Origin of the sequence: Paenibacillus sp. FSL R5-0701 (assembly GCF_037973995.1) — a bacterium.
Lineage (GTDB): Bacteria > Bacillota > Bacilli > Paenibacillales > Paenibacillaceae > Paenibacillus.
Genome location: NZ_CP150230.1, coordinates 5,958,283 through 5,977,963 on the forward strand (window position 1 = coordinate 5,958,283; position 19,681 = coordinate 5,977,963).

The 19,681-nt window shown below is 46.2% G+C and carries 15 protein-coding genes and 1 riboswitch; of the genes, 4 read left to right on the top strand and 11 right to left on the bottom strand.

Features of this window, described 5'->3' with window-relative positions:
• Nucleotides 1-269: 269 nt before the first annotated feature.
• The gene (locus MKZ13_RS26425) at nucleotides 270-968 is read left to right on the top strand and encodes a response regulator transcription factor (RefSeq protein ID WP_036668013.1); all 699 of its coding nucleotides are present in this window, start codon (nucleotides 270-272) and stop codon (nucleotides 966-968) included.
• A gap of 47 nt (nucleotides 969-1,015) precedes the next feature.
• On the opposite strand, the gene MKZ13_RS26430 is transcribed toward MKZ13_RS26425, so the two are convergent.
• Nucleotides 1,016-1,435 carry a hypothetical protein gene (locus tag MKZ13_RS26430; RefSeq protein WP_339179435.1) on the bottom strand — a complete coding sequence of 140 codons (420 nt, stop codon included), beginning with the start codon at nucleotides 1,433-1,435 and terminating at the stop codon, nucleotides 1,016-1,018.
• 242 nt (nucleotides 1,436-1,677) lie between these two features.
• On the opposite strand from MKZ13_RS26430, the gene MKZ13_RS26435 reads away from it, so the two are divergent.
• The 3 genes from MKZ13_RS26435 to MKZ13_RS26445 all read left to right on the top strand — a co-directional run bounded on the left by MKZ13_RS26435 (nucleotide 1,678) and on the right by MKZ13_RS26445 (nucleotide 5,693).
• Complete coding sequence (locus MKZ13_RS26435; protein ID WP_047841582.1) at nucleotides 1,678-2,820, top strand: virulence factor; 1,143 nt, start codon at nucleotides 1,678-1,680, stop codon at nucleotides 2,818-2,820.
• Nucleotides 2,821-2,967: 147 nt separating this feature from the next.
• Nucleotides 2,968-3,183: riboswitch (Lysine riboswitch) on the top strand.
• A gap of 117 nt (nucleotides 3,184-3,300) precedes the next feature.
• Entirely contained in the window at nucleotides 3,301-4,782 is a 1,482-nt protein-coding gene (locus MKZ13_RS26440) for an amino acid permease (RefSeq protein ID WP_192135801.1), read from the top strand.
• Nucleotides 4,783-5,051: 269 nt separating this feature from the next.
• Nucleotides 5,052-5,693 (top strand): class D sortase, encoded by a 642-nt coding sequence (locus MKZ13_RS26445; protein WP_339179439.1) that lies wholly within the window; start codon nucleotides 5,052-5,054, stop codon nucleotides 5,691-5,693.
• 126 nt (nucleotides 5,694-5,819) lie between these two features.
• Here the strand turns inward: MKZ13_RS26445 and MKZ13_RS26450 are convergent, their stop codons facing one another.
• The 10 genes from MKZ13_RS26450 to MKZ13_RS26495 form a co-directional block, all read right to left on the bottom strand.
• Nucleotides 5,820-7,823: a SpaA isopeptide-forming pilin-related protein gene (locus tag MKZ13_RS26450; protein ID WP_339179441.1), complete on the bottom strand. Its 2,004-nt coding sequence runs from the start codon at nucleotides 7,821-7,823 to the stop codon at nucleotides 5,820-5,822.
• Between the two features lie 26 nt (nucleotides 7,824-7,849).
• Nucleotides 7,850-8,443: a collagen binding domain-containing protein gene (locus MKZ13_RS26455; protein WP_339179443.1), complete on the bottom strand. Its 594-nt coding sequence runs from the start codon at nucleotides 8,441-8,443 to the stop codon at nucleotides 7,850-7,852.
• Nucleotides 8,379-9,161, bottom strand: coding sequence for a collagen binding domain-containing protein (locus MKZ13_RS26460; RefSeq protein WP_339185454.1), 783 nt, complete (start codon nucleotides 9,159-9,161; stop codon nucleotides 8,379-8,381). Before MKZ13_RS26460 ends, MKZ13_RS26455 begins: the two co-directional genes overlap by 65 nt.
• Nucleotides 9,151-10,353, bottom strand: a complete 1,203-nt coding sequence (locus MKZ13_RS26465; RefSeq protein WP_339179445.1) for a collagen binding domain-containing protein — start codon at nucleotides 10,351-10,353, stop codon at nucleotides 9,151-9,153. Before MKZ13_RS26465 ends, MKZ13_RS26460 begins: the two co-directional genes overlap by 11 nt.
• Before the next feature lie 163 nt (nucleotides 10,354-10,516).
• On the bottom strand, nucleotides 10,517-11,644 hold the full coding sequence (locus MKZ13_RS26470; RefSeq protein ID WP_339179448.1) for a transglutaminase domain-containing protein: 1,128 nt from the start codon (nucleotides 11,642-11,644) through the stop codon (nucleotides 10,517-10,519).
• A gap of 392 nt (nucleotides 11,645-12,036) precedes the next feature.
• Nucleotides 12,037-14,430 carry an S-layer homology domain-containing protein gene (locus tag MKZ13_RS26475; RefSeq protein ID WP_339179450.1) on the bottom strand — a complete coding sequence of 798 codons (2,394 nt, stop codon included), beginning with the start codon at nucleotides 14,428-14,430 and terminating at the stop codon, nucleotides 12,037-12,039.
• Nucleotides 14,431-14,658: 228 nt separating this feature from the next.
• Entirely contained in the window at nucleotides 14,659-15,585 is a 927-nt protein-coding gene (locus tag MKZ13_RS26480) for an alpha/beta fold hydrolase (RefSeq protein WP_339179452.1), read from the bottom strand.
• A 169-nt stretch (nucleotides 15,586-15,754) separates the two neighbouring features.
• On the bottom strand, nucleotides 15,755-16,381 hold the full coding sequence (locus MKZ13_RS26485; RefSeq protein WP_339185455.1) for a bifunctional 4-hydroxy-2-oxoglutarate aldolase/2-dehydro-3-deoxy-phosphogluconate aldolase: 627 nt from the start codon (nucleotides 16,379-16,381) through the stop codon (nucleotides 15,755-15,757).
• A 247-nt stretch (nucleotides 16,382-16,628) separates the two neighbouring features.
• On the bottom strand, nucleotides 16,629-18,770 hold the full coding sequence (locus MKZ13_RS26490; protein WP_339179455.1) for a glycosyltransferase: 2,142 nt from the start codon (nucleotides 18,768-18,770) through the stop codon (nucleotides 16,629-16,631).
• An 11-nt stretch (nucleotides 18,771-18,781) separates the two neighbouring features.
• Complete coding sequence (locus MKZ13_RS26495) at nucleotides 18,782-19,498, bottom strand: glycosyltransferase family 2 protein (protein WP_339179457.1); 717 nt, start codon at nucleotides 19,496-19,498, stop codon at nucleotides 18,782-18,784.
• Nucleotides 19,499-19,681: the final 183 nt, after the last annotated feature.

The following is a 19,681-nucleotide window of genomic DNA, read 5'->3' on the forward strand; positions in this document are numbered from 1 at the left end:
TACAATCTTACTTTTTTCCCCTCAAATCGTTCTGATCCATTATACTGTAATTAGTACTTGGTGTAGCTTTGGGAAATTTTGATTGATCGGCAACCAAACTGCATTCATGCTAGAATATTGAAGTTCATTTCAAAAACTTATTTTTTTCTCTACATATACATCCTATATTTTGGGATAGAAACATTAAAAAATTTGCGGCATTTATTCGCAATTCACCTTGTTTTTTTAGCATTTTCTTAACATATTATTTTCACCAGGAGTGTGACCCTATGACTATCAAAGTACTTCTTATAGAAGATGAGAAAAATCTGGCCGACATGATTGCTTTCTTTCTTGAGGAGGAAGGATACATCACTGAACGGGTTCATCATGCCCGCGAGGCACTTCAACTGTTTCCACAATTCCAGCCGGATATTGTTGTAACGGATCTCATGCTTCCTGAAATGGATGGAAATGATCTCGTAGAAGCCTTTCGTCAGCACTCCACCGTGCCCATTCTGATGATCTCGGCAAGCACCATGCTGAATGATCGACTTCGCGCATTGCATAATGGTGCGGATGACTTTCTGTGCAAACCATTTAGTTTGAAAGAGTTGGATGCCCGGATTAAAGCACTGCTGCGAAGATCAATCATTTCCTATAAAGATAAACCGGTAAAAGAAGACAAGCAGGCAGAGGTTACTGGACATGTGAATGTGAATGAGTACAGAAGAACCCTATTTGTGGATGGCGTTGAGATCGAGGTCACTCATATTGAGTTTGAGATTATGAAGGAATTGTACCGAAATCCGGGTAAAGTGTTCACCCGCAATGAACTGATGGATCGGATCAAAGGCTCCGAACGCGCCTATCTGGATCGTACCATTGATGTTCACATCTCAAGTCTGCGTAAAAAAATAGAGCCTGACCCCAAGAACCCACGTTATATTAAGACGGTTTGGGGAACAGGCTATAAATATGTGATCTAATAGGACCGTAACGCTTGAAGTTAAAAACCCTCTGCCATATCCCTCTTTTATCTCATGGATAAGATGGGCGGTATGGCTATTTCTGATTTATGGACAGACGACAAACGTAACCAATTTTCCATATCCTTGATTAGTTGATCCGGCTCTTGCTCATTCCAGAGAATCATCTTCATCTCACCTGTACCTGTAATCTGTTGAAGATGGCGCTTCCGAATAAGGGATTTGAAATCCGTAATGACCAGTAATGGAAGTTGTGGCATAAAAGCCCGAATGGCATTTGCTGCTGACACCGCTTCTTCGGCAACCTGATAATCAACAATACAGTAACGGGCATTTTCCCAACTTCCACGATGTGTTTCTATCGCAGAACCAGATGCTGAGTCCTCAAACCAGTTCCTGAACACTTGAATAATATTCTCATATGCAATACGACGTTTTCCATCCGAGAGCACGGTAATGGGTTCCATAGGTATAACCTCCAGTTGATTCTTATCTTTATTGTGCCAATTTTCGTTTAAAAATGTTTGTGCGTGAACATGAAAGAAGTGTTAACAAATTTCGTACTTCTTCACATTAAGTGTTAGAAAGGTCCCCTTCACTTCTGGATGATTTCGCAGATTCCTCACATTGATGTAAAATAGAGAAATACCCGTGTGATTTAATTTACGGGAAGTTATAGATGAATCTGGTACTATAGGAGGTTACATTGATGAATATTGTTTCCATTGAACCAACACCGAGTCCAAATACGATGATGTTACATCTCGATGAACGTCTGGAGGACGGAATTCGCAAAACATATACACTGGACAACGAACGATCTGCACCGGCGTTCATTCGCCAGATGCTTCATATTCCCGGTGTAAAGAGTGTGTTCCACACAACAGACTTTGTAGCACTTGATCGTAAAGGGAATGCCGACTGGTCCGTTATCTTGGGTGAAGTCCAAAATCGCCTTGGACAGCAAGGTATCGATCTGGACTGGATAGAATCTGAAGATGGTTCAGGCGAGCACTTCGGAGAAGCACAGGTATTTGTACAATTCTTCCGAGGCGTACCGATGCAAATTAGGGTCAAGGCCGGGGTCAAGGAAGAACGAATCTCGTTGTCAGATCGTTTTGTCAAAGCCGTAACAGAAGTCGCCAGTGCAACGATGATCAAAGAACGCAAACTGAGTGATTATGGTGTTCGATATGGTGAATTGCCTGATATTGCACGTGAAGTCGAGCAGGAATTGGAAGCCGCTTACCCGCCGGAACGATTGGAGCAGGTCATCAAACAGGCCATTGAACATGGTACCAAATCCGAAGAGTTCGTCGAGCGCCGCCGTGAATTGGATGGAGCCGAACTTGAAGAGGCTCTGCGAAACGAGGACTGGAATGTTCGCTATGCGGCATTTGACGGCATGGAGCCTACGGCAGAAAGACTGCCTCTCGTAGCCCATGCCTTGCATGACAACAAAATGCAGATTCGCCGCTTGGCTGTCGTATACCTGGGTGACATTCGTACACCGGAAGCGATGGAATTGCTGTATGAAGCGCTTCAGGACAGTTCTCCTGCGGTACGCCGGACTGCCGGGGATACCTTGTCTGATATCGGTGACCCTGCCGCAACCCCAGCCATGACAGCCACGTTATCCGATAAAAGTAAACTTGTACGCTGGCGTGCAGCACGTTTTCTCTATGAGGTCGGAACCGAAGAAGCAGAGCAAGCGTTGCGAGTGGCAGCCGATGATCCTGAATTTGAAGTCAGCCTGCAGGCCAAGATGGCTCTGGAGCGGATCGAATCGGGCGAACAGGCCGCTGGAACGGTATGGCAGCAGATGGCTGGTCGTAACAAAAAAGAGGAATAGTCGTCTCTCAGACCTCACATCCAACAATTGTTATTGCACTGGAAAACCATGCGCGTTATACTGATTGTCTGTTTACTAAACAGGACACACGGTGTTAAGTTGTGTTGTTCATAATTTCATAGACAATAGATACACCTCATCCATTGATGGTGAGGTAGAGGTCGCGGGTGCGATCAGTACGCTGATGGAGGCGCTAAGGAGCCGCTTATGAGATCAGCCGAAAGGTGTACCCGCCGAAGCTTGCTGGACGTTCCTTATACGGTCCGGTGAGCTGGGGCTGCTGTCGAAAGGCGCAGAACTGTCACGGAAGCACATTTCCTTTATATAAAGGTATGAATTCTTCTGTGTTGAGCTATCTTAATCATCTGGGACATGGTGCGGACATTGAAATATTAAAGACCGCAGGCTGATGCCTGTGGTCTTTTTGTTTATGAATTCAAGTATCGCAAACATCAGTATATCGAATGAAGGAGTGTTTCCATGCAAGACCGCAGTAACCCAACCACAACTGGACCTTCCCTGAAAAAAGGATTACGCGCACGCCATATGACGATGATCGCCCTCGGTGGCTCGATTGGTACCGGGCTGTTTCTCGCAAGTGGTACCGCCATCTCAACCGCAGGCCCTGGTGGAGCATTAATTGCCTATGCGGCCGTTGGCATCATGGTTTATTTCCTAATGACCAGCCTTGGTGAGCTTGCTACCTTTATGCCGGACTCCGGTTCATTTAATACGTATGCCGCACGTTTTGTCGATCCTGCTCTCGGGTTCGCCATGGGCTGGAACTTCTGGTACAACTGGGCGGTAACCATTGCAGCAGAGCTTGCTGCCGCTACAGTACTCATTAAATACTGGTTCCCTGACAGTTCGTCCATGTTATGGAGCTTATTATTCCTCGTGCTGATCTTTGCCTTGAACGTGTTGTCCGTTAAAGGTTATGGAGAGTCCGAGTACTGGTTCGCCATTATCAAAGTCGCTACTGTCATCATCTTCCTCGCCGTTGGTGTGCTCATGATCTTTGGTATTATGGGCGGAGAAGCGGTTGGTTTCAGCAACTTCACCATCGGTGATGCGCCCATCCATGGCGGATTCTTCGCTGTGCTTGGTGTGTTCATGGCTGCGGGATTCTCATTCCAAGGTACCGAGCTTATCGGGGTAGCCGCCGGTGAAAGTGAAAACCCGCGCGAAAATGTCCCTCGTGCAATTCGTCAGGTATTCTGGCGCATACTGATTTTTTACATTTTGGCAATTACCGTGATCAGTCTGATCATCCCGTATACGCATCCAAATCTGCTCAAGGGTGATCTGGAAAATATCGGTGTTAGCCCGTTCACACTGGTGTTTGAGAAAGCAGGACTCGCCATTGCGGCTTCCGTCATGAATGCCGTTATTTTAACCTCTGTACTCTCAGCCGGTAACTCAGGCATGTACGCTTCGAGCCGGGTTCTCTATGCCCTAGCCCGAGACGGTAAAGCCCCTCGTTTCCTAGGCAAGTTGAACAAAAAGGGGATTCCCATGAATGCCTTGCTGCTTACAACAGCTGTTGGCATGTTGGCGTTCCTTGCCTCCCTGTTCGGCGATGGGATTGTGTATACCTGGTTGTTGAATGCATCCGGTATGTGTGGTTTTATCACTTGGCTGGGTATCGCTATCAGTCATTATCGCTTCCGTCGTGCATACGTTGCACAAGGCAGGGATCTGAGCGATCTGCCTTACCGTGCACGCTGGTTCCCGTTTGGGCCCATCTTTGCTTTTGTCCTGTGTATCATCGTGATCATCGGGCAGAACTACCAGGCATTCACGGGTGATCAGATCGACTGGAGTGGAGCCATCGTTGCCTACCTGAGCGTACCCCTGTTCTTGGTATTATGGCTTGGTTACAAATGGATCAAAAAGACCAAAGTGGTGCCACTGCAGGAATGTGATTTCACACCTACTGATTCACCAAGTGACAAGCACTAACGAAGAATCACGCTATTTCTGTCCTCTACGTTCTCATGTAAATGGTTAGTTCAACTTATACAACGATACAATCTGACACCATATAATAAAACCTCCCCGTGGCGTTGCAGTCTTCCTACTGTAGCGAAACGGGGAGGTTTTGTGTTGGATCGGCTCCCCCTTCGAACATTTCTGTACGTCCTTTCGTCCCTGTCCATATTTTGTATAGATCCGTAAGTAGAATAGAGAAGGGTATACTATTTTTCTTGGACAACGGGAGTTGATGTATAATGAAAAAATTCTCTATTCTGCTCGTTCTACTGGGCATCCTGATCATCAGCTTTCCTTTCCTGCGGGAAACGTATTATGACTGGCAGCAAACCCGTGTCATGAACGATCTGGAGCAATTGCAAAACGGCTTGTCTAAGCTTAATCACTCCTTCGAACAAGGCAGGCAGGATGCAGCTTCCGCCGAGCCGACTACGGATAGTACAGATACAGTGCAAGACGCCTCTTCGGATACGTTGGGGGTACTCTCGATTGACAAGATTGATGTCCGCTTACCGATTCTGGAAGGTGCAACGGAGGACAACATGAAGGTAGCTGCAACCCATCTTGTCGAAACCACTAGTATCGGTAAAAAAGGTAATGCCGCCATAGCCGCTCATCGCGCCCACAAAAAAGGTCGACTGTTCAATCGTCTGGGAGAACTCCAGATTGGTGATTCAATGGAAGTCACCTTGGCAGATCGAACGATTATCCAATATAAGGTAGATCAGATATCCGTTGTGGAGCCAAATGACTTATCTGTGTTGGAGGATCCCGGACTTGGACAGGTCCTTACCTTGATTACCTGTGATCCACTCGTCAATCCAACACATCGCCTAATTGTAAGAGCTATTGAAGTGAAACCGAATGTTGCGGGGACCTGATTCTCCCTAAATATCACCAAAAAATACCCTCTAGCATATTCACACGTCGACGCTAAGTCTTCGTAGTGAATGCTAGAGGGTATTTCTATCTACACACGATAAATTTTAGATACTGCGTGTTTTGATCTAGCGATGAAGCTGTTGTCTGCGGCGGAAGTACATGAATCCCGCGCTACCTAGCGCCATCAGCATCATGCCCACAGCAGTGTAAGCCATTGTGCTCTCTTCACCTGTTTGTGGCAGCATTCCCTGAGATCCAGAATTTCCGTTTGGCTGTGATGCAGAATTTCCATTGCCCTGGGATCCATCTGTATCCGTTCCAGCAGGAGGTGCAAGTGCACCATCCCCATCCGGTGCGTCTGTATCCCCTACTGGAGATGCAATGTCGTCACCGTTGGAAACGCCTGGTGAAGGAGGAGCTACTCCGTTATCTTCATCTGTTGGAATTTCGGTTCCGCCTCCAGGTTCTGTAGGTTCAGTAGGTTCAGTAGGTTCAGTAACAACAGTGCCTGGGATAGACGTTCCTGGTGTTTCCGGTTCCGGTGTTGTTGGTTTATCCGGATCTGGCGGCGTTACCCCCGTATTAGGTGTTCCCGGATTATAAGGTCCACTAGACCCACCACCCGATACCGGGATAGCCTGATTTGTTTTTTCCACAACTACGGCTTCGGTTTGTATGTTCGTAATTTCAAATAGTACCGGTGTTGTTTCCAACATGTATCCGTTGGGCGCTTTTATTTCAACCAACTGATATTTATTGATATCCAAGCCTTCAAGTACAATTTCACCTTGTTGATTGGTTGTCAGTGTAGCTTCATCTAGACCTGTTACCTTGTGGAACTCCCAATTTCCATTTGCATCCATTAATGCAGTTTGGGCCCGTAATTCAAACACAGCTCCTTGCAGGTGCTGTGTTCTACCCGCATTGGTTTTAATCAATTTCACGGAACGATCATTTTCTTTATTTGCAATGGTCAATTGGGTTTCCGGTTTGGTAATAGATACAACCGTCTCGGGCTGTTCAATCACAAAGCCTTCTGCCTTGGTTTCTACCAATGTATATGAACCATAGGCCAAGTTATCAAATTCAATAACCCCGTTTATATCCGTAACCCGTGTGTCAACCACCGCATTTGTACTGTCATGCAGTTCGAATTCAATTCCAGCTAACACGGATTGATCCTTAGCGTTCACTTTAGTTACCAACAGCTTAGCATTCGTACCCTGCGTATTGGTTTGTGTGAGCGTAACAATCTGTGTTTGATTGGCTACAATTGTAAGAGGAATAGGCGTTGAATCCAGTTGATAGAATTCAGGTGCTTTGATCTCTTCCAACTCATAATCTCCTGGCTCCAGATCGGTTGCTCCGATCTTTCCATCCTCACCCGAAGTTATCGTATCTTTCAACTTTCTGGTTTGCCCTGTTTTCAGATACAATTCAAATGTTGCACCTTTTAGTGTTTTTGTGTTGTCCACAGCATCCACCTTGGTTAATTGGAAACCTTGACGAATTTTTTGGTTCATCACTTCAAATGGTTCCCTGGCATCTCTGAATTGGATCGTTTGTCCTGTAGAAGCACCGTAGTCAGCATCAACCAAATAACCCGTTGGTGCAGATACTTCTTTCAACCTATAAGGAATCCCAGTTTGGTTGTTTAATCTGTATTTTCGGGAGGTTACAGCTTCGCCCTTCTCATCTGTCGGTTTCAACGTTTCCAGAAGTGTGGTTCCAGAAGCGTTATAAATGGTGAAAATCGCTCCCTCAAGTGGTAGACCTTCATCATCTACTTTGTGGATTGTAATTTGGCCGCTACCAGTAGATGCTCCACCTCCAGCTCCTGCCATGTAAACACGAATCCCGTCCTGCTGGTCTGACCCCTTAACCGAGTCAGATTTACCCGCAAATTCAACTTTATTTTCGATTCTATCCCCACTATTGGCATCAATAAAGGATTGATACTCCAATATGTAGGCAGTTCTTATCTCATTCTTAAAGTTGAATGTAAATGTATTGCCTTGCACAACCAGTTCATACTCATCAGGATTAACCAATCCAGCCTTAACGGATACGTTCCCTGAATTGTCCTCAGGTAGATTAGTCGCATATAACTTCAGCGTATCTACAAGCAAAATCTGGTTATCTGATAACGTGTCGGTTAAGATAGAGCTGGTGCTACATAAGATTGACTTGGGTTGATATTTACCGTCCAGGAAGCCTTATCTGTTGAACCGATTTGCCGACCTGTTTTTTGAACGTATTTTCCACCGTGGGCCGGTGTGATTTGCGCTATTTTATTAAATCGTTCTATACCACCCTCACCATCAGTCAGGATCGCATGATTAGAGTACGTACCATTAACAGCGAATTCTCCATCCAAACTTGTCTTATACACGACACGGTAGGCCTCTTTTCCGATGTTGCCAAGGTTTAAGATGAAGCCTTTTCCGTCCGAGTTCAATTGGAATTGCCCTGTTTCCAGTGTAACCGGTGCACCAATCCCCGTGATATTGTTATCTCCCTCTAATAAGAGTTTGTTTACTTGCAGAGAACCTTCTACAAAAGATTGATTACCCTCATAATTATCCTTAAGAATTGCATTCTGGATATCATACAAATTATAATTCATATCAATCGTCCAGGTGATCATTTTGTCCTTGGCGCTATATTCACCGTTCTTATTACCATTATCTATTGTATAATTTTTGTGGTTTGACCACAGCTGACTTGGTAATCGGAGTCTGTTCTCCATTCGCTTCGTTCCAATTCAAAGTCGCCGTATTACGGTATTCATCGTTAATTGGCATACCCGCCGTTGGGTCAAAGCTGGTTTTATAGGTAATCACATGCTCTGTGTTGATCATACCGTTAGGCACCATTTGAACAGTAAACCCTTTTTCAAAGCTCGTATCACTTGGATCAGCAACTGGTACAAGTTCAAACTGATCCTGCTGAAGGCCACTAATTTGAAGACTGCCTGGAATCAACTTCATATTTCTTTCTTCGTAATTGTCCGTAATGACGATGTTCGTCATTCGCTTCGAGTCACGATTCAGTACAATCTGCCACTCGATTTCCTTACTGTTGAAATTTTCACTTTTAGCGCTCTTCGCAAATATGACTTCCTGTATGCCCTTACTGCCCTCTTTTGTTGTTCCATCATACATACTTACTGTATTCGTTATTGTATCGTTCTCATAGACACGAGCTATCGACTTCGTTTCATATTCAATCTCATATGCCATGTTGATGTCATTGATGAATTGTAATCTGAAACCATCCCCTGTAACCAACTGTGTAAGTGCATACTCATTGGAGTTTACTTGATTCGCCCTTGTAGCGTTCCCGCTATCATTGATGTTTACCTGATAGACTTTTACCGATCCAGGAACCAATTCCTGTTTGGCTGTGTCAAAACGGTCTTCTATCCAGGCATTCGCCTGTGTAATCTCTTGTTGATTATAATTTATATTGCACTTTCCAGGTGATCGTCTGGGTCACCGGATTATATCCGCTATCTTGCCCTGACTTGTTCAAAGGCTCATTAAAACTGACATTTACTCTACCTATATCGGTTTCTTTATAATTCTGATCACCAGTAAGTTCCACAGTATTTTCATAAGGAACGTTCGTAAAAGGTTCTTTCGTTGGCGCTTTAATACTTGTTGTGTACGTCACCCGGTATGCCTTATCAATATCTCCCAGTATAATCGGGAATTCGAGTTTTGTATCAGATAGAACTCCCAATTTTAGAGATCCGTCTAATTGAACCTCCAATTCATGAATCTCAATAGTCCCTTTCAGAGGTCCTGCCGAGAGCGTATCCGTCAGTACGGCATTAGTGATCTGCTTTTCACCTTGATTGAAATCCACTGTCCAATTAATTTCATCCGAGTTGAAATTTCTTTTATTCGCAACTCCTGATTTCGTGAGTTCATCCTTGGCTGTATTCGCAAAATGCACGTTAAATGTAACATCACCATCCCGAATGAAATCAAATACTATCGGTTGTTTCAACCCACCGTCCATTTTGCTCTCATCGTAGTTAATCCACACATAGAAGTTACCTGTTAATTGGGAACCAACGATCTGATCGTTGAACGTAAAGGTAACCTGACCATCGGGATTCACAATGTATTCGCCAACTCCACCATCCAGATTACCTGTTAATGGTGACTCAATCTTGAGTTTATCTGGAAGGTCAAATGTATACGTAGAACCCGCTCCATAAGAATGAGTATCATCTTGGAAAGCCCAAGAAAAGATAACGGCTACCTCATCCTTGATGCTCGGCCTAGTATCCTCGACTGGATCACCTTTCGTTATGATCGCTCCAGTTACTTCATCATATTCTGGCTCCTGATTGTACATCTGCACACTGGTAATCAATTGATCTGTAATTACCGGACCTGCAGCTGCCACTGCTAAACTGCTCTGGTTGAGGTTTCCCTCCCCCTCTTCTTCCGGAGTGGCAGCAACATCAACGTTGTTGACCTCTTCCGAACCTGCCAAACCTTCTTCTGATGCTGTATCGCTGATTGCACTGGCTGGCAAATTAGTTAATTCATCCTGAGCATGCATTGTTGGTGTAAATATCCAACCCTGCATCATTTGCGTGACCAGTAACAGAGCAATGATCACTATGCTCACTTTTTTCCTCATTGTTTGCATATCCTCCTCGTACGTAGTGTTGGCATACGCCGAAGATTAGAATAGCAAAGCGACATATACAAAAAATAGACAACACTAAAATCCTCGCTATTGAACACAAAATTGAACACAAAAAAGGATACTCCTCAATCGGAGCATCCTGTTCAAACGGTTGTTATAGTGTCCAGTTAATTTTGACGCGCAGATCCGTAGTACCTTCCATTTTGGACACATAATAAGATATCGATTTCATGCCAAGCTGGTACAAATCCTGCAAATCTTCAATCAGACCAGCCTCCGTACCCTTGTACCTGAATGTCAGCGAGGTTCCGCCTTCCTTCAGCTTACTCTGAACTTTGGTCCTCAGCGCAGCATGGCCTTTGACGGCATCCTGTTCATCATACAGGGAATAGTCCAGAGCGTGGTACAGCTTCTGATATGCGGCTTTTTTGCTATCTCCGGCCTTCACCAGCTTTAATAAAGCTTCTCGATATGGGGCTGGCGCAGCGGGGTACTTGCTTTTGCCTGTCCAGATATGGTCACGTGCCATCTCATCATCACTCAGCAAATAATAGCTGTGGCTCACCTTACCTTTGCGGTCAGGGGTAGGATCATCCCAGGTGGTGTCCATGTGATACCACTTGCCGTCCAGGTTCACAATATTCCAGGCATGAAGCTGCCCGCCCGCTGTACCTTCCACAATCCGGTTATCGATACCTACTCGCTCCAGCATCCGATATGCCAACAGTGAATATCCCTGACAGACGGTACTGCCTGTAACAAGCCCGTCATAGGCCGTATATTTCTTCAGAGAGGTATCGTAGGAAAGGTTAAGCACAATCCAGTCATGAATGACCTTGACCTTCTCATGATCCGTCATGCCGGGTTTGATGATTTCTTTCAACACGTTTGTGACTTTACGATTCACATAATCGGTCTGCTCCTTGGTCTCCCGATAGGAGAGCGTCACATGCACCTCGGCCGACACATTGGAGCCTTTATAATTGAATGCATAACTTTTAACGGTATATTGGATATAAGGGTCACTCTTCATTGCCTCATCGATGGAGGTTTGTAATTGTTTTTTGAGGCCTTTCACATTGCCTTTGTATGTAAAAACAAGTTCCTCCGTTCGCTGTGACATTGCGGTAAGCAAGGTCTGGCGCAAATCTGTTGCCGTGGATATATCTGATGTTCCTGATGCAGCGTATAGTTGATCCAGATCAACCGTACGTGGTAATGCTACAGCAATCAGACAGCCTGCCAGCAGTATGGTGATAATTCGTTTCCCGTTCTTACCCATGAAAGGAACCCACCCTTCTTTGCAAAGTTCTCACGCCCTATTGTATCACAAAAGGCTCTGTCGTCATTCTTCTATATCATTTCAACTAAAGAATATTTACACTAACACTCCGAGGTCAGAACAACTTTCCGATCGCTGTTATCCCCAGATTTTTTTGATCCTTTGTTCAAAAGGAAAAATCCGGTGATAAAGGCGCACGCTTCGCTTCCTCAAGTTATTTCTGACCTCTCCGTTATCGTGTAAATGTTAGTTAAAATGATATAATTTTTGTAAAAATTAAATCAAAAGAGACCTTCTATGGAAGGTCCCTTTGATCTTCAGTTCAATCAATCACGATTACCCGTTATTTTCATCCTATGATCCGCTTGGGCACGATATGAGTAATTCCTCGTCTAATACAGGCGATTACCACTCATAAACGTATCTGTTTTACCTTGAAGCTTCGCCAGCCGTTCCAATACCTGTGACGCTTCAGCTACCGTCACTTTTCGTGCAGGCATGAATCGTCCTTCAATCGAAGGAAGCAATCCCAGCTTCAGACTCAGGGAAACCGCTCCCTTACTCGTAATGGCACTGGCATCCGCAATGTTGGGAAGATCTGATGGCAACGTATAGAATCCGGCCAGCTTCTCATAGCGTAAAATACGTACAAGCAGCACTGCCAATTCTTCACGTGTCATCTCTTCCTGCGGATTCAAATTCTGTTCAGGGTCCGCTCCGGCAAGCCAGCGCTGATCGATTAATGCCCGAACTGCCTTATAATACGGGCTGTCAGGTGTCACATCAGCGTATAACTTGTCATCTCCGTCACCACTGTAGTACAGATCCATATTTGGATTAATCGCTCTTGCCAGATAGTTAAACCAATCTCCCCGGGTGATCACACGATCCGGGAATACGCGTCCCTGTTCATCCGCAAGCAATACGCCATGCTGTGTCATATTGCGTAGAGCTGCTTCGGCGACATGACCGGAAATATCCGTAGGATCCGCCTTGGTTGCAGAGCTTGTATCCCCGTATAACAACATCCATTTTCCTGTGTTAGCATCCAGCACTTCATAGTTGCCATAGATCGAATTTTCATCTCGTGTAGGCATATAAGCTAGGTTAACTCCCACCGGGATGACTTCACCGCTGTTCATACCCCATCCACCGTAACGAGAGTACGCCAGAACCAGCTTGAACTCTTTCAGATAGATTGCCCTTGCCTCTTCGTAACTAATGGCTGGCTCTTTCTCTGCTGGCAGTTGTTCAGGCGTTGCGGCAATACGCGTATAGAATTCGTTAATCGTTCCGTTGTTCAGCACCTGTACTTGTGCCGTATCATCCTTAACCGGAATTCCGTTCAGATAACGCTGGAACATAAAGGTACGCGCATCATCTACCTCAATAACGTTAGATAGGTGGAACTGTTCCGTTGCATCTGGAACTAACGCAATGACCGTGTCCATCGCCAGTTTCTCAGCCTGCTTTCGGGTTACCCCTTTGCCTGCCTTCTCTTCAGTTGTCTTCTCCTGCTCCATCTGTGGTCCCATTCGTTGCATCATCGTATAACTGTAGATCTGTCCAGTAACTGCATCTACCTGTGCTGAGATATCCCGCATGAACATATAGGACATATTGGCACTTCGATCGCTCCAGCTAAGACTCCATACCTGATTGTTCGGGCTTGCATATAATCCCTTGCTTAACTGGCTGTGCTCCAGCTTGTAACCCTTGGGAATATCAAAGTTCGTAGCCACCCGATTGGCGGCCTGCTGTACATTTAACCTCGTACCATTGGCCGGGACAAACGGAGTTACATCGCCTTTCAGCTTCGTATCCTGCTGCAAAGAATCTTCATCTACAGCTTTACCGGTTAATGTATTAATCCGTTCCAACGTATTGGCTTCAATCGGAACGATACTGATAGTCTTTGGTGTGTAGCCAAGATAATACTGCTGACCTTGTTTGGAAGACAGACGATCTTTGGAGATATAGGCCAGCTCCACATCGAACTGTTCTTCAAACTGCTGTCTCGCCTTCTCTTCCGAAGCTGCCGGTTTCGATGAAGGATACTTAGCTGAGGTAGTACCTCGTGAGTAACCTGTCACCAAACCACTTTCATCCACATTTATGTAGACTGTCTCTGCGTCAGATAATAACCCGTCATGCTTCAACTGGTAACCGTATCGATACTCTGTTCTGCCGAATAATGACTGTTGTTCAATAGAAGAATACAGATCTCCAAGCGGAGCATACTCTGTATCTTTCAGACCTGGAATGGCTTGGTACAACAGGTTCACGGCCTTCTCTTCGGCTTCAGCTTTGGTTAGCTTAACATCCGATGCCGTGACATATTTATCCATGACATCCGACGGCAAATGTACACTTAACACTTCCCCTGTGCCTGCATGTACGGTTGCATTGAATCCTGACGTATGATTGCCTTGCGTAATCTGGAACCCGATCTCCCATGCCTTGTAGTCTGGCGGTGGATAAGAATTAGGTGAATCGAATCGTGCAGATGAGATCGTTGCTTTCTTTAACAAAGGAAATAGCTTCAGTATATTTTCACTGGCTTGCCTGGATGAGATTTTTGCTCCCTCGGGCACGTCATTGCTCGTTGCGTCTAGTTGTTCATTTTCCCCCGTTGTCGCTTCAGTCAACTGTTCTGCTTGCGCGGCTGATGCACTGCCTGCAAAACCTGGTGTTTGCGAAGCAAGTAACAGTGTTGCCATCGCTGCCGTTGCAGCTTTCGCTGTGAACATTTTGAAACGTACATTAAACTTCCAATTCAAACTCAAATCTGGACCTCTCCCTTCAATTTCATACAAAGATGCATAGCAAATAACCTCGCATGAATATTGCCAGTCTATCCTATGATACCATAAGCTTCCTTTTTAATGGTCGTTTTCGGGGCAATTTTACAAATGTGAATTTCTGCATATTGCTCATAACAGCAAAAAAACGCCAACCACGTTGGCGTTCTCTTTGTTAGCCTGCACTCTTATGTAGGCCTGATTCTACCTGGTTTAACTGCTCGCAATAGTGGAATCGTTTGACTTTGACCGACCTTGGACATGGGTTTTCAAAAAGGGAATAACGTTGTCCCAGAAGGCGGGATCTTCCTCGGAACAACTGTGTCCTCCGCTGTTGACCCATAGATGTTCAACAGGCGGATCGGCTTTGGACATAAAATATTCAAGCTCACTCGGGGGAATGAAATTATCCCCCTTGGAGTGCACCATAAGCATTGGCAGTTGCATCCCCCTGCGCCGTTCGTTCAGCATCATCACCGGATCACGCTGACGATAAGATTTCAGAGATTCACCCAGTCGCCAGAACCAGATTCTCGGAATTAACTGGGCCAGTGGAAACAAGGGCAGACGTCGGCGTCTCAACTCTGAACTGACGATTACTTCAAATTGCGATGGCATCGAGTCCGTAATCACTGCTGATACAGGAATGCCTTCCGTCACCGCAAGAATCGTGCCCAGTCCGCCCAAAGAATGTCCAAGCACACCGATGGCATCCGGATCGATCTCCGGTCGTGCGGTCGTATACTGCAATGCCGCCAGCAGATCATCCCGGAACAAATAGGCAGATGCAGCACGAACCGGATCACTGGCTCCGTGGCTGCGGACATCATACATAAACAGGGCATATCCTGCTTCCCAGATCGGCCGTGCATAACGAAGAACACGGGAGCGATTGGAGCCCCAGCCATGTGCAATAATAACGAGCGGCCATGGCTTCGGAATGTCCGCTCTGGCCGGAATGAACCAGCCATGCACGCGACCACCCCCACTGTCAAAGGTCACATCCTCAAATGGCATTGGGGGTGTTAGTGTGATTGGAATCTTCTTAGGTGTCTGGCTCTTTACCGCTGCCTTCCATAATCCACCTGCCGTTACTGCGGCCACGGCGAGCATGCCGCCTATCATTGTTTTAGCTTTCACAGGGCATCTCTCCTCTCCGAATTCTGGCATACATCCATCATAAAACAATAGAGTGAACGGCACGTTAAACGACATGGGTTTTTATGATAAAGATTGATCCAACAACTAATTTAAAGGAACCATCATATATATACCCAAATATACATATCCTTCATCTGACGTTAAAATTCTAGGCTTTAGCTGCTTCCACAAATCTTCGTGCACATGCTGCAAGCTGCTCATGATCTCCTGCTACAAGAGCTTCTCGTGGTAAAAGTGCACTTCCCAGACCCACTGCAGCAGCGCCTGCTGCATAGTAGTCAGCAATATTCTCCAGTGTGGCACCACCTGTTGCCAGCAGTGGAATATGATTCAGTGGAGCTTTTATCTCCCGCAGATACGGTATGCCCAGACTCGCCATCGGAAACAGCTTTACAACTCGTGCTCCCGCTTCATGGGCAGCGACAATCTCCGTAGGTGTCATGGCTCCAGGCCAGATCTCGACACCATGTTCTACAGCATATTCAACGACAGACAGATCGACATTGGGAGACACCAGAAATTGTGCTCCTGCAGCAACTGCTTCCTTCGCCATCTGCACATTTAGTACCGTACCCGCTCCAACAAAAGCTTTTCCTTCATGCCGCCCACGCCAGTCTGCAATAATATCATGTGCTCCAGGTGTATTCAGTGTGACTTCCATCAGTCGGATTCCACCACCTGTCATACCTTGTCCAGCTGTTACTGCCGCTTCACGGCTTATACCGCGTACAATCGCGACCAGCCTCGACTCCAATAGAACTTCTGTCAGATTCATATCCAGTTCCCCTTGCTTCATCAATTCGGCAGCCGAAGACAGGCAATCATGGTCACCGCTTTTCCGTTATTCATTATTGTAAAGCATATCCTCCCCTGGATGAAATACATTAATCCATTTTTCAATGTGAATGCGTCTGTCACCAACTCTATGATGTACTTTTATCACAATGCAAAAAACCTCTCCATGGAACATGGGCTGATTCACCCATTAACTCCACGAAAGAGGCAGATTTCGGCCGAAAATACTAGGCATTTTCCAACACGTTATCCTTCTCCAAATCTTTAAAGTATCGATCGTTATATAACATGCTCGGATGTGTTGGATGATAGGCGAGTGCGATATCATTATGTTCCCGGGCCTTGGCACGGTTACCCATCCGGTCATAACACACACATAGTTGCAGATGCGGCATCCAGGTCCAGGCTGCTTCATTCAGCACTACCATAGGATCATCAGGACGTACAGCACAAGTCGCCTGTTCATACCAGAACAAGGCCTTGCGATAATCTTCACGGTCGGCAAAATAACCACCCAATCGACAGCAAATCTCGGCTCTTGGCAAATCATAGGCAAATGATCGGAACAACGCCGTGACTTCCTGCTCCGGACGTTCAAGTGCAGCTTCACAATCCGCAATTTTCTGGCAAGCAGCAATCTGATCTTCCACCCAGCCCAGTCCGGTATCCAGAAACTTCTCATAGTACTTCACCGCATCCTCATGCTGTCCATGGTCCTTCAGCTCATTACCGAAATAGTACAAGTCACGCGGCCCGAATTCCTCTCCGGCCTGTTCCCTTTTGCGATAAATCCGCAGATTACGATCGGTATACACCTTATCTTTCTTGTGGGTAACCGCTATATCACTATGCAGCAGATTGCCCGCTACAGCCAGATATTCATGGACCGCGCCAATCCAGCGAAATTGCCGATCCCGACGGACCAGACGATTCCGGCGCAGGCTGTAGGCTACCTTGCCATCTGCTGTGAATGACAGATTATAATCCATTGTGACACTATCAACATCCGGGTCGAGCGAACGTTTCAAGGCGATCAGTTTCGCCCGATCTTCCGGTTCGAACACATCGTCGGCATCCAGCCACAGAATATATTCACTCTTCGCCTGATCGAAGGCAAAGTTTCGTGCTGCTGCAAAGTCATCCACCCATTCAAAATCAACGATACGATCCGTATATCTGGAAGCGATCTGACGAGTACGATCCGTCGAACCGGTATCCACGATTACAATCTCATCGGCAATGCCGTTGACCGAGTCCAGACATCTGGCGAGGGAAGCTTCTTCATTTTTCACAATCATACACAAGGTAATACTGATCGTCTCCTCCCCTCGTCTGGCCCTGCGATTAAATGCAGATACCCCCGGCAGTTCGGACAAACGATAGATGTGGTACGCCGGGAGATGAGTATCGACGAATAAACGAAAACCCAGTGCCTGAGCACGGATGCAGAAATGACGATCTTCGCCCCAGAAGGATACATTGGGAATCTGGTCATATGAAACTCCAGCTGCCAGAACATTTTTGCGAATAAGGGTACATGCCCCCAGCCCTCCAACTTCATAACAACCCGGGATCCGTAGCTGAGTTAGAAAAGCAGTCGTTTGCGTGCCCTCGTCCTCCGTCTCGGTTCCGTCTAATGTTTTGCCACCGCGGCGAAACAAAGCATACTCATCTTGCAGCCATACCTGCGGCATTTCCCTGGCATCCGGCTGCCAGCGGGTCCAAAAGATATTGGATACAATGTCTTTGCCACTCGATACAAGTTGCTCCAGCGTCCGCGGATGCAGCACCAAGTCAGAATCAATCAGGAAAACCGCATCGTAGTGATTGTCGCGTGCATATTGCAATATGCGATTTTTCAAACCGGCTACACGCCAAATCTGCTCATCCTGCCAATAGTGTCCCCCCTCATCTTTGCTGTACACCCCTTTGTTGTCAGAACTACCACTGCCCTGTTCATCTGCTTGAATAACCGTCCCTTCATGCTGAAGCACAAATTCACGCAATATATTCGATGCGGCTTCTTCCACGTTATCGTCAACAAACAGATAATCCGTCTTCACTGTGGTTCGTTCCAGTGCATGCAGTGAATCCAGAAATTCACGGAGCACCGGAGTGGTCTGGCGAACCGGGCTGGCGATCAGTATTCTTTCCTGGCTAAGCTCTTCAAGCTTTTCCGATTGATGGGTTTCCTGCGATTGATCAGAACGTCTGGGCGGTCGATGATTACTCTGGCTCTCTTTCTGGCTCTCAGGTTGCTCCTCTCTTTGATTCTCTTTCTGATTATCTTTCTCATGTGAATTCGGCTCTATTTGAGGTTGGGATTCTTCTTGCGATTTGCGTAAAGGGTCTTTCTTCAATGTACTCACTCCCCCTCTCCTTATTCGAACCATGCCAACAGTCGTGGCTCTTGATCCAATATCGATTCGTACTGTTCCTTCCAACCGTATCTTGCTTCAGGGTCCAGTGCTTGATAGCGTTCATACTTACGTATACGGTCTTCTTCCCGCGCCCAACCAAAGTGCTTCACCCGGGGAGCATGACATCCATAGGACCAATGCTGGATCGTTAACGGAAAACGACCACAGTGCTGGGGTGTCTCCTTCCATTCATAGCTCATCCCCGGGTGATATCGAATCAGAAATGGCCGATAATAGGCATGCGCCTGCCAGAACTCATCTTCCCGGTAATGCGTCTCACTCCACATATCAAACAATCTGAAATAGATCGCATCTTCATTGCCACTGAGCAGCAGATCCCGTACCACCCCAAAGTCACTGGTTAGAATCTCATCTGCATCCAAATTCAAAATCCACTCCGGATCGGTTCCCACCGTCTCTTCCCATTGTTGTTTTCTTAGGCTTACCTCGTCTGCAAAACGTGAAGCAGCGTTCTCCACTAATACGAGTGGAATACCGTCCAGAAGTTCCCTGCACAGCGCGACCGTTCCATCCGTGCTTCCGTCATCAATGATTACTGCGCGATCAATCCAGGGACGATGTCTCTCCAGTGCCTGCCTGAGATAACGATTCTCTTCATTACGAACGATCATCGACAAGGTAATATGTGGTCTTCCATGTTCCTCATGTCCATCCAAAACTTCACCCCCATGCTCAAGCTTCTACCTATTAAAATGTCGGACACACGATGCCTGGACGAATCACAATCCTCTATTTCCAATCTATGCAGAGCCGGAATGCGGATATGCAGGCCAAAGAAACCTTTCATGGGGTTAATCTTGATGAACGACAAAAAAGCACCCGCCTTCGCGGATGCTTGT

Bases quoted from the DNA above. Each gene is read 5' to 3' on its own strand.
- MKZ13_RS26425 (WP_036668013.1), top strand. From the start codon at position 270: ATGACTATCAAAGTACTTCTTATAGAAGATGAGAAAAATCTGGCCGAC.
- MKZ13_RS26430 (WP_339179435.1), bottom strand. From the start codon at position 1,435: ATGGAACCCATTACCGTGCTCTCGGATGGAAAACGTCGTATTGCATAT.
- MKZ13_RS26435 (WP_047841582.1), top strand. From the start codon at position 1,678: ATGAATATTGTTTCCATTGAACCAACACCGAGTCCAAATACGATGATG.
- MKZ13_RS26440 (WP_192135801.1), top strand. From the start codon at position 3,301: ATGCAAGACCGCAGTAACCCAACCACAACTGGACCTTCCCTGAAAAAA.
- MKZ13_RS26445 (WP_339179439.1), top strand. From the start codon at position 5,052: ATGAAAAAATTCTCTATTCTGCTCGTTCTACTGGGCATCCTGATCATC.
- MKZ13_RS26455 (WP_339179443.1), bottom strand. From the start codon at position 8,443: ATGGAGAACAGACTCCGATTACCAAGTCAGCTGTGGTCAAACCACAAA.
- MKZ13_RS26465 (WP_339179445.1), bottom strand. From the start codon at position 10,353: ATGAGGAAAAAAGTGAGCATAGTGATCATTGCTCTGTTACTGGTCACG.
- MKZ13_RS26470 (WP_339179448.1), bottom strand. From the start codon at position 11,644: ATGGGTAAGAACGGGAAACGAATTATCACCATACTGCTGGCAGGCTGT.
- MKZ13_RS26485 (WP_339185455.1), bottom strand. From the start codon at position 16,381: ATGAATCTGACAGAAGTTCTATTGGAGTCGAGGCTGGTCGCGATTGTA.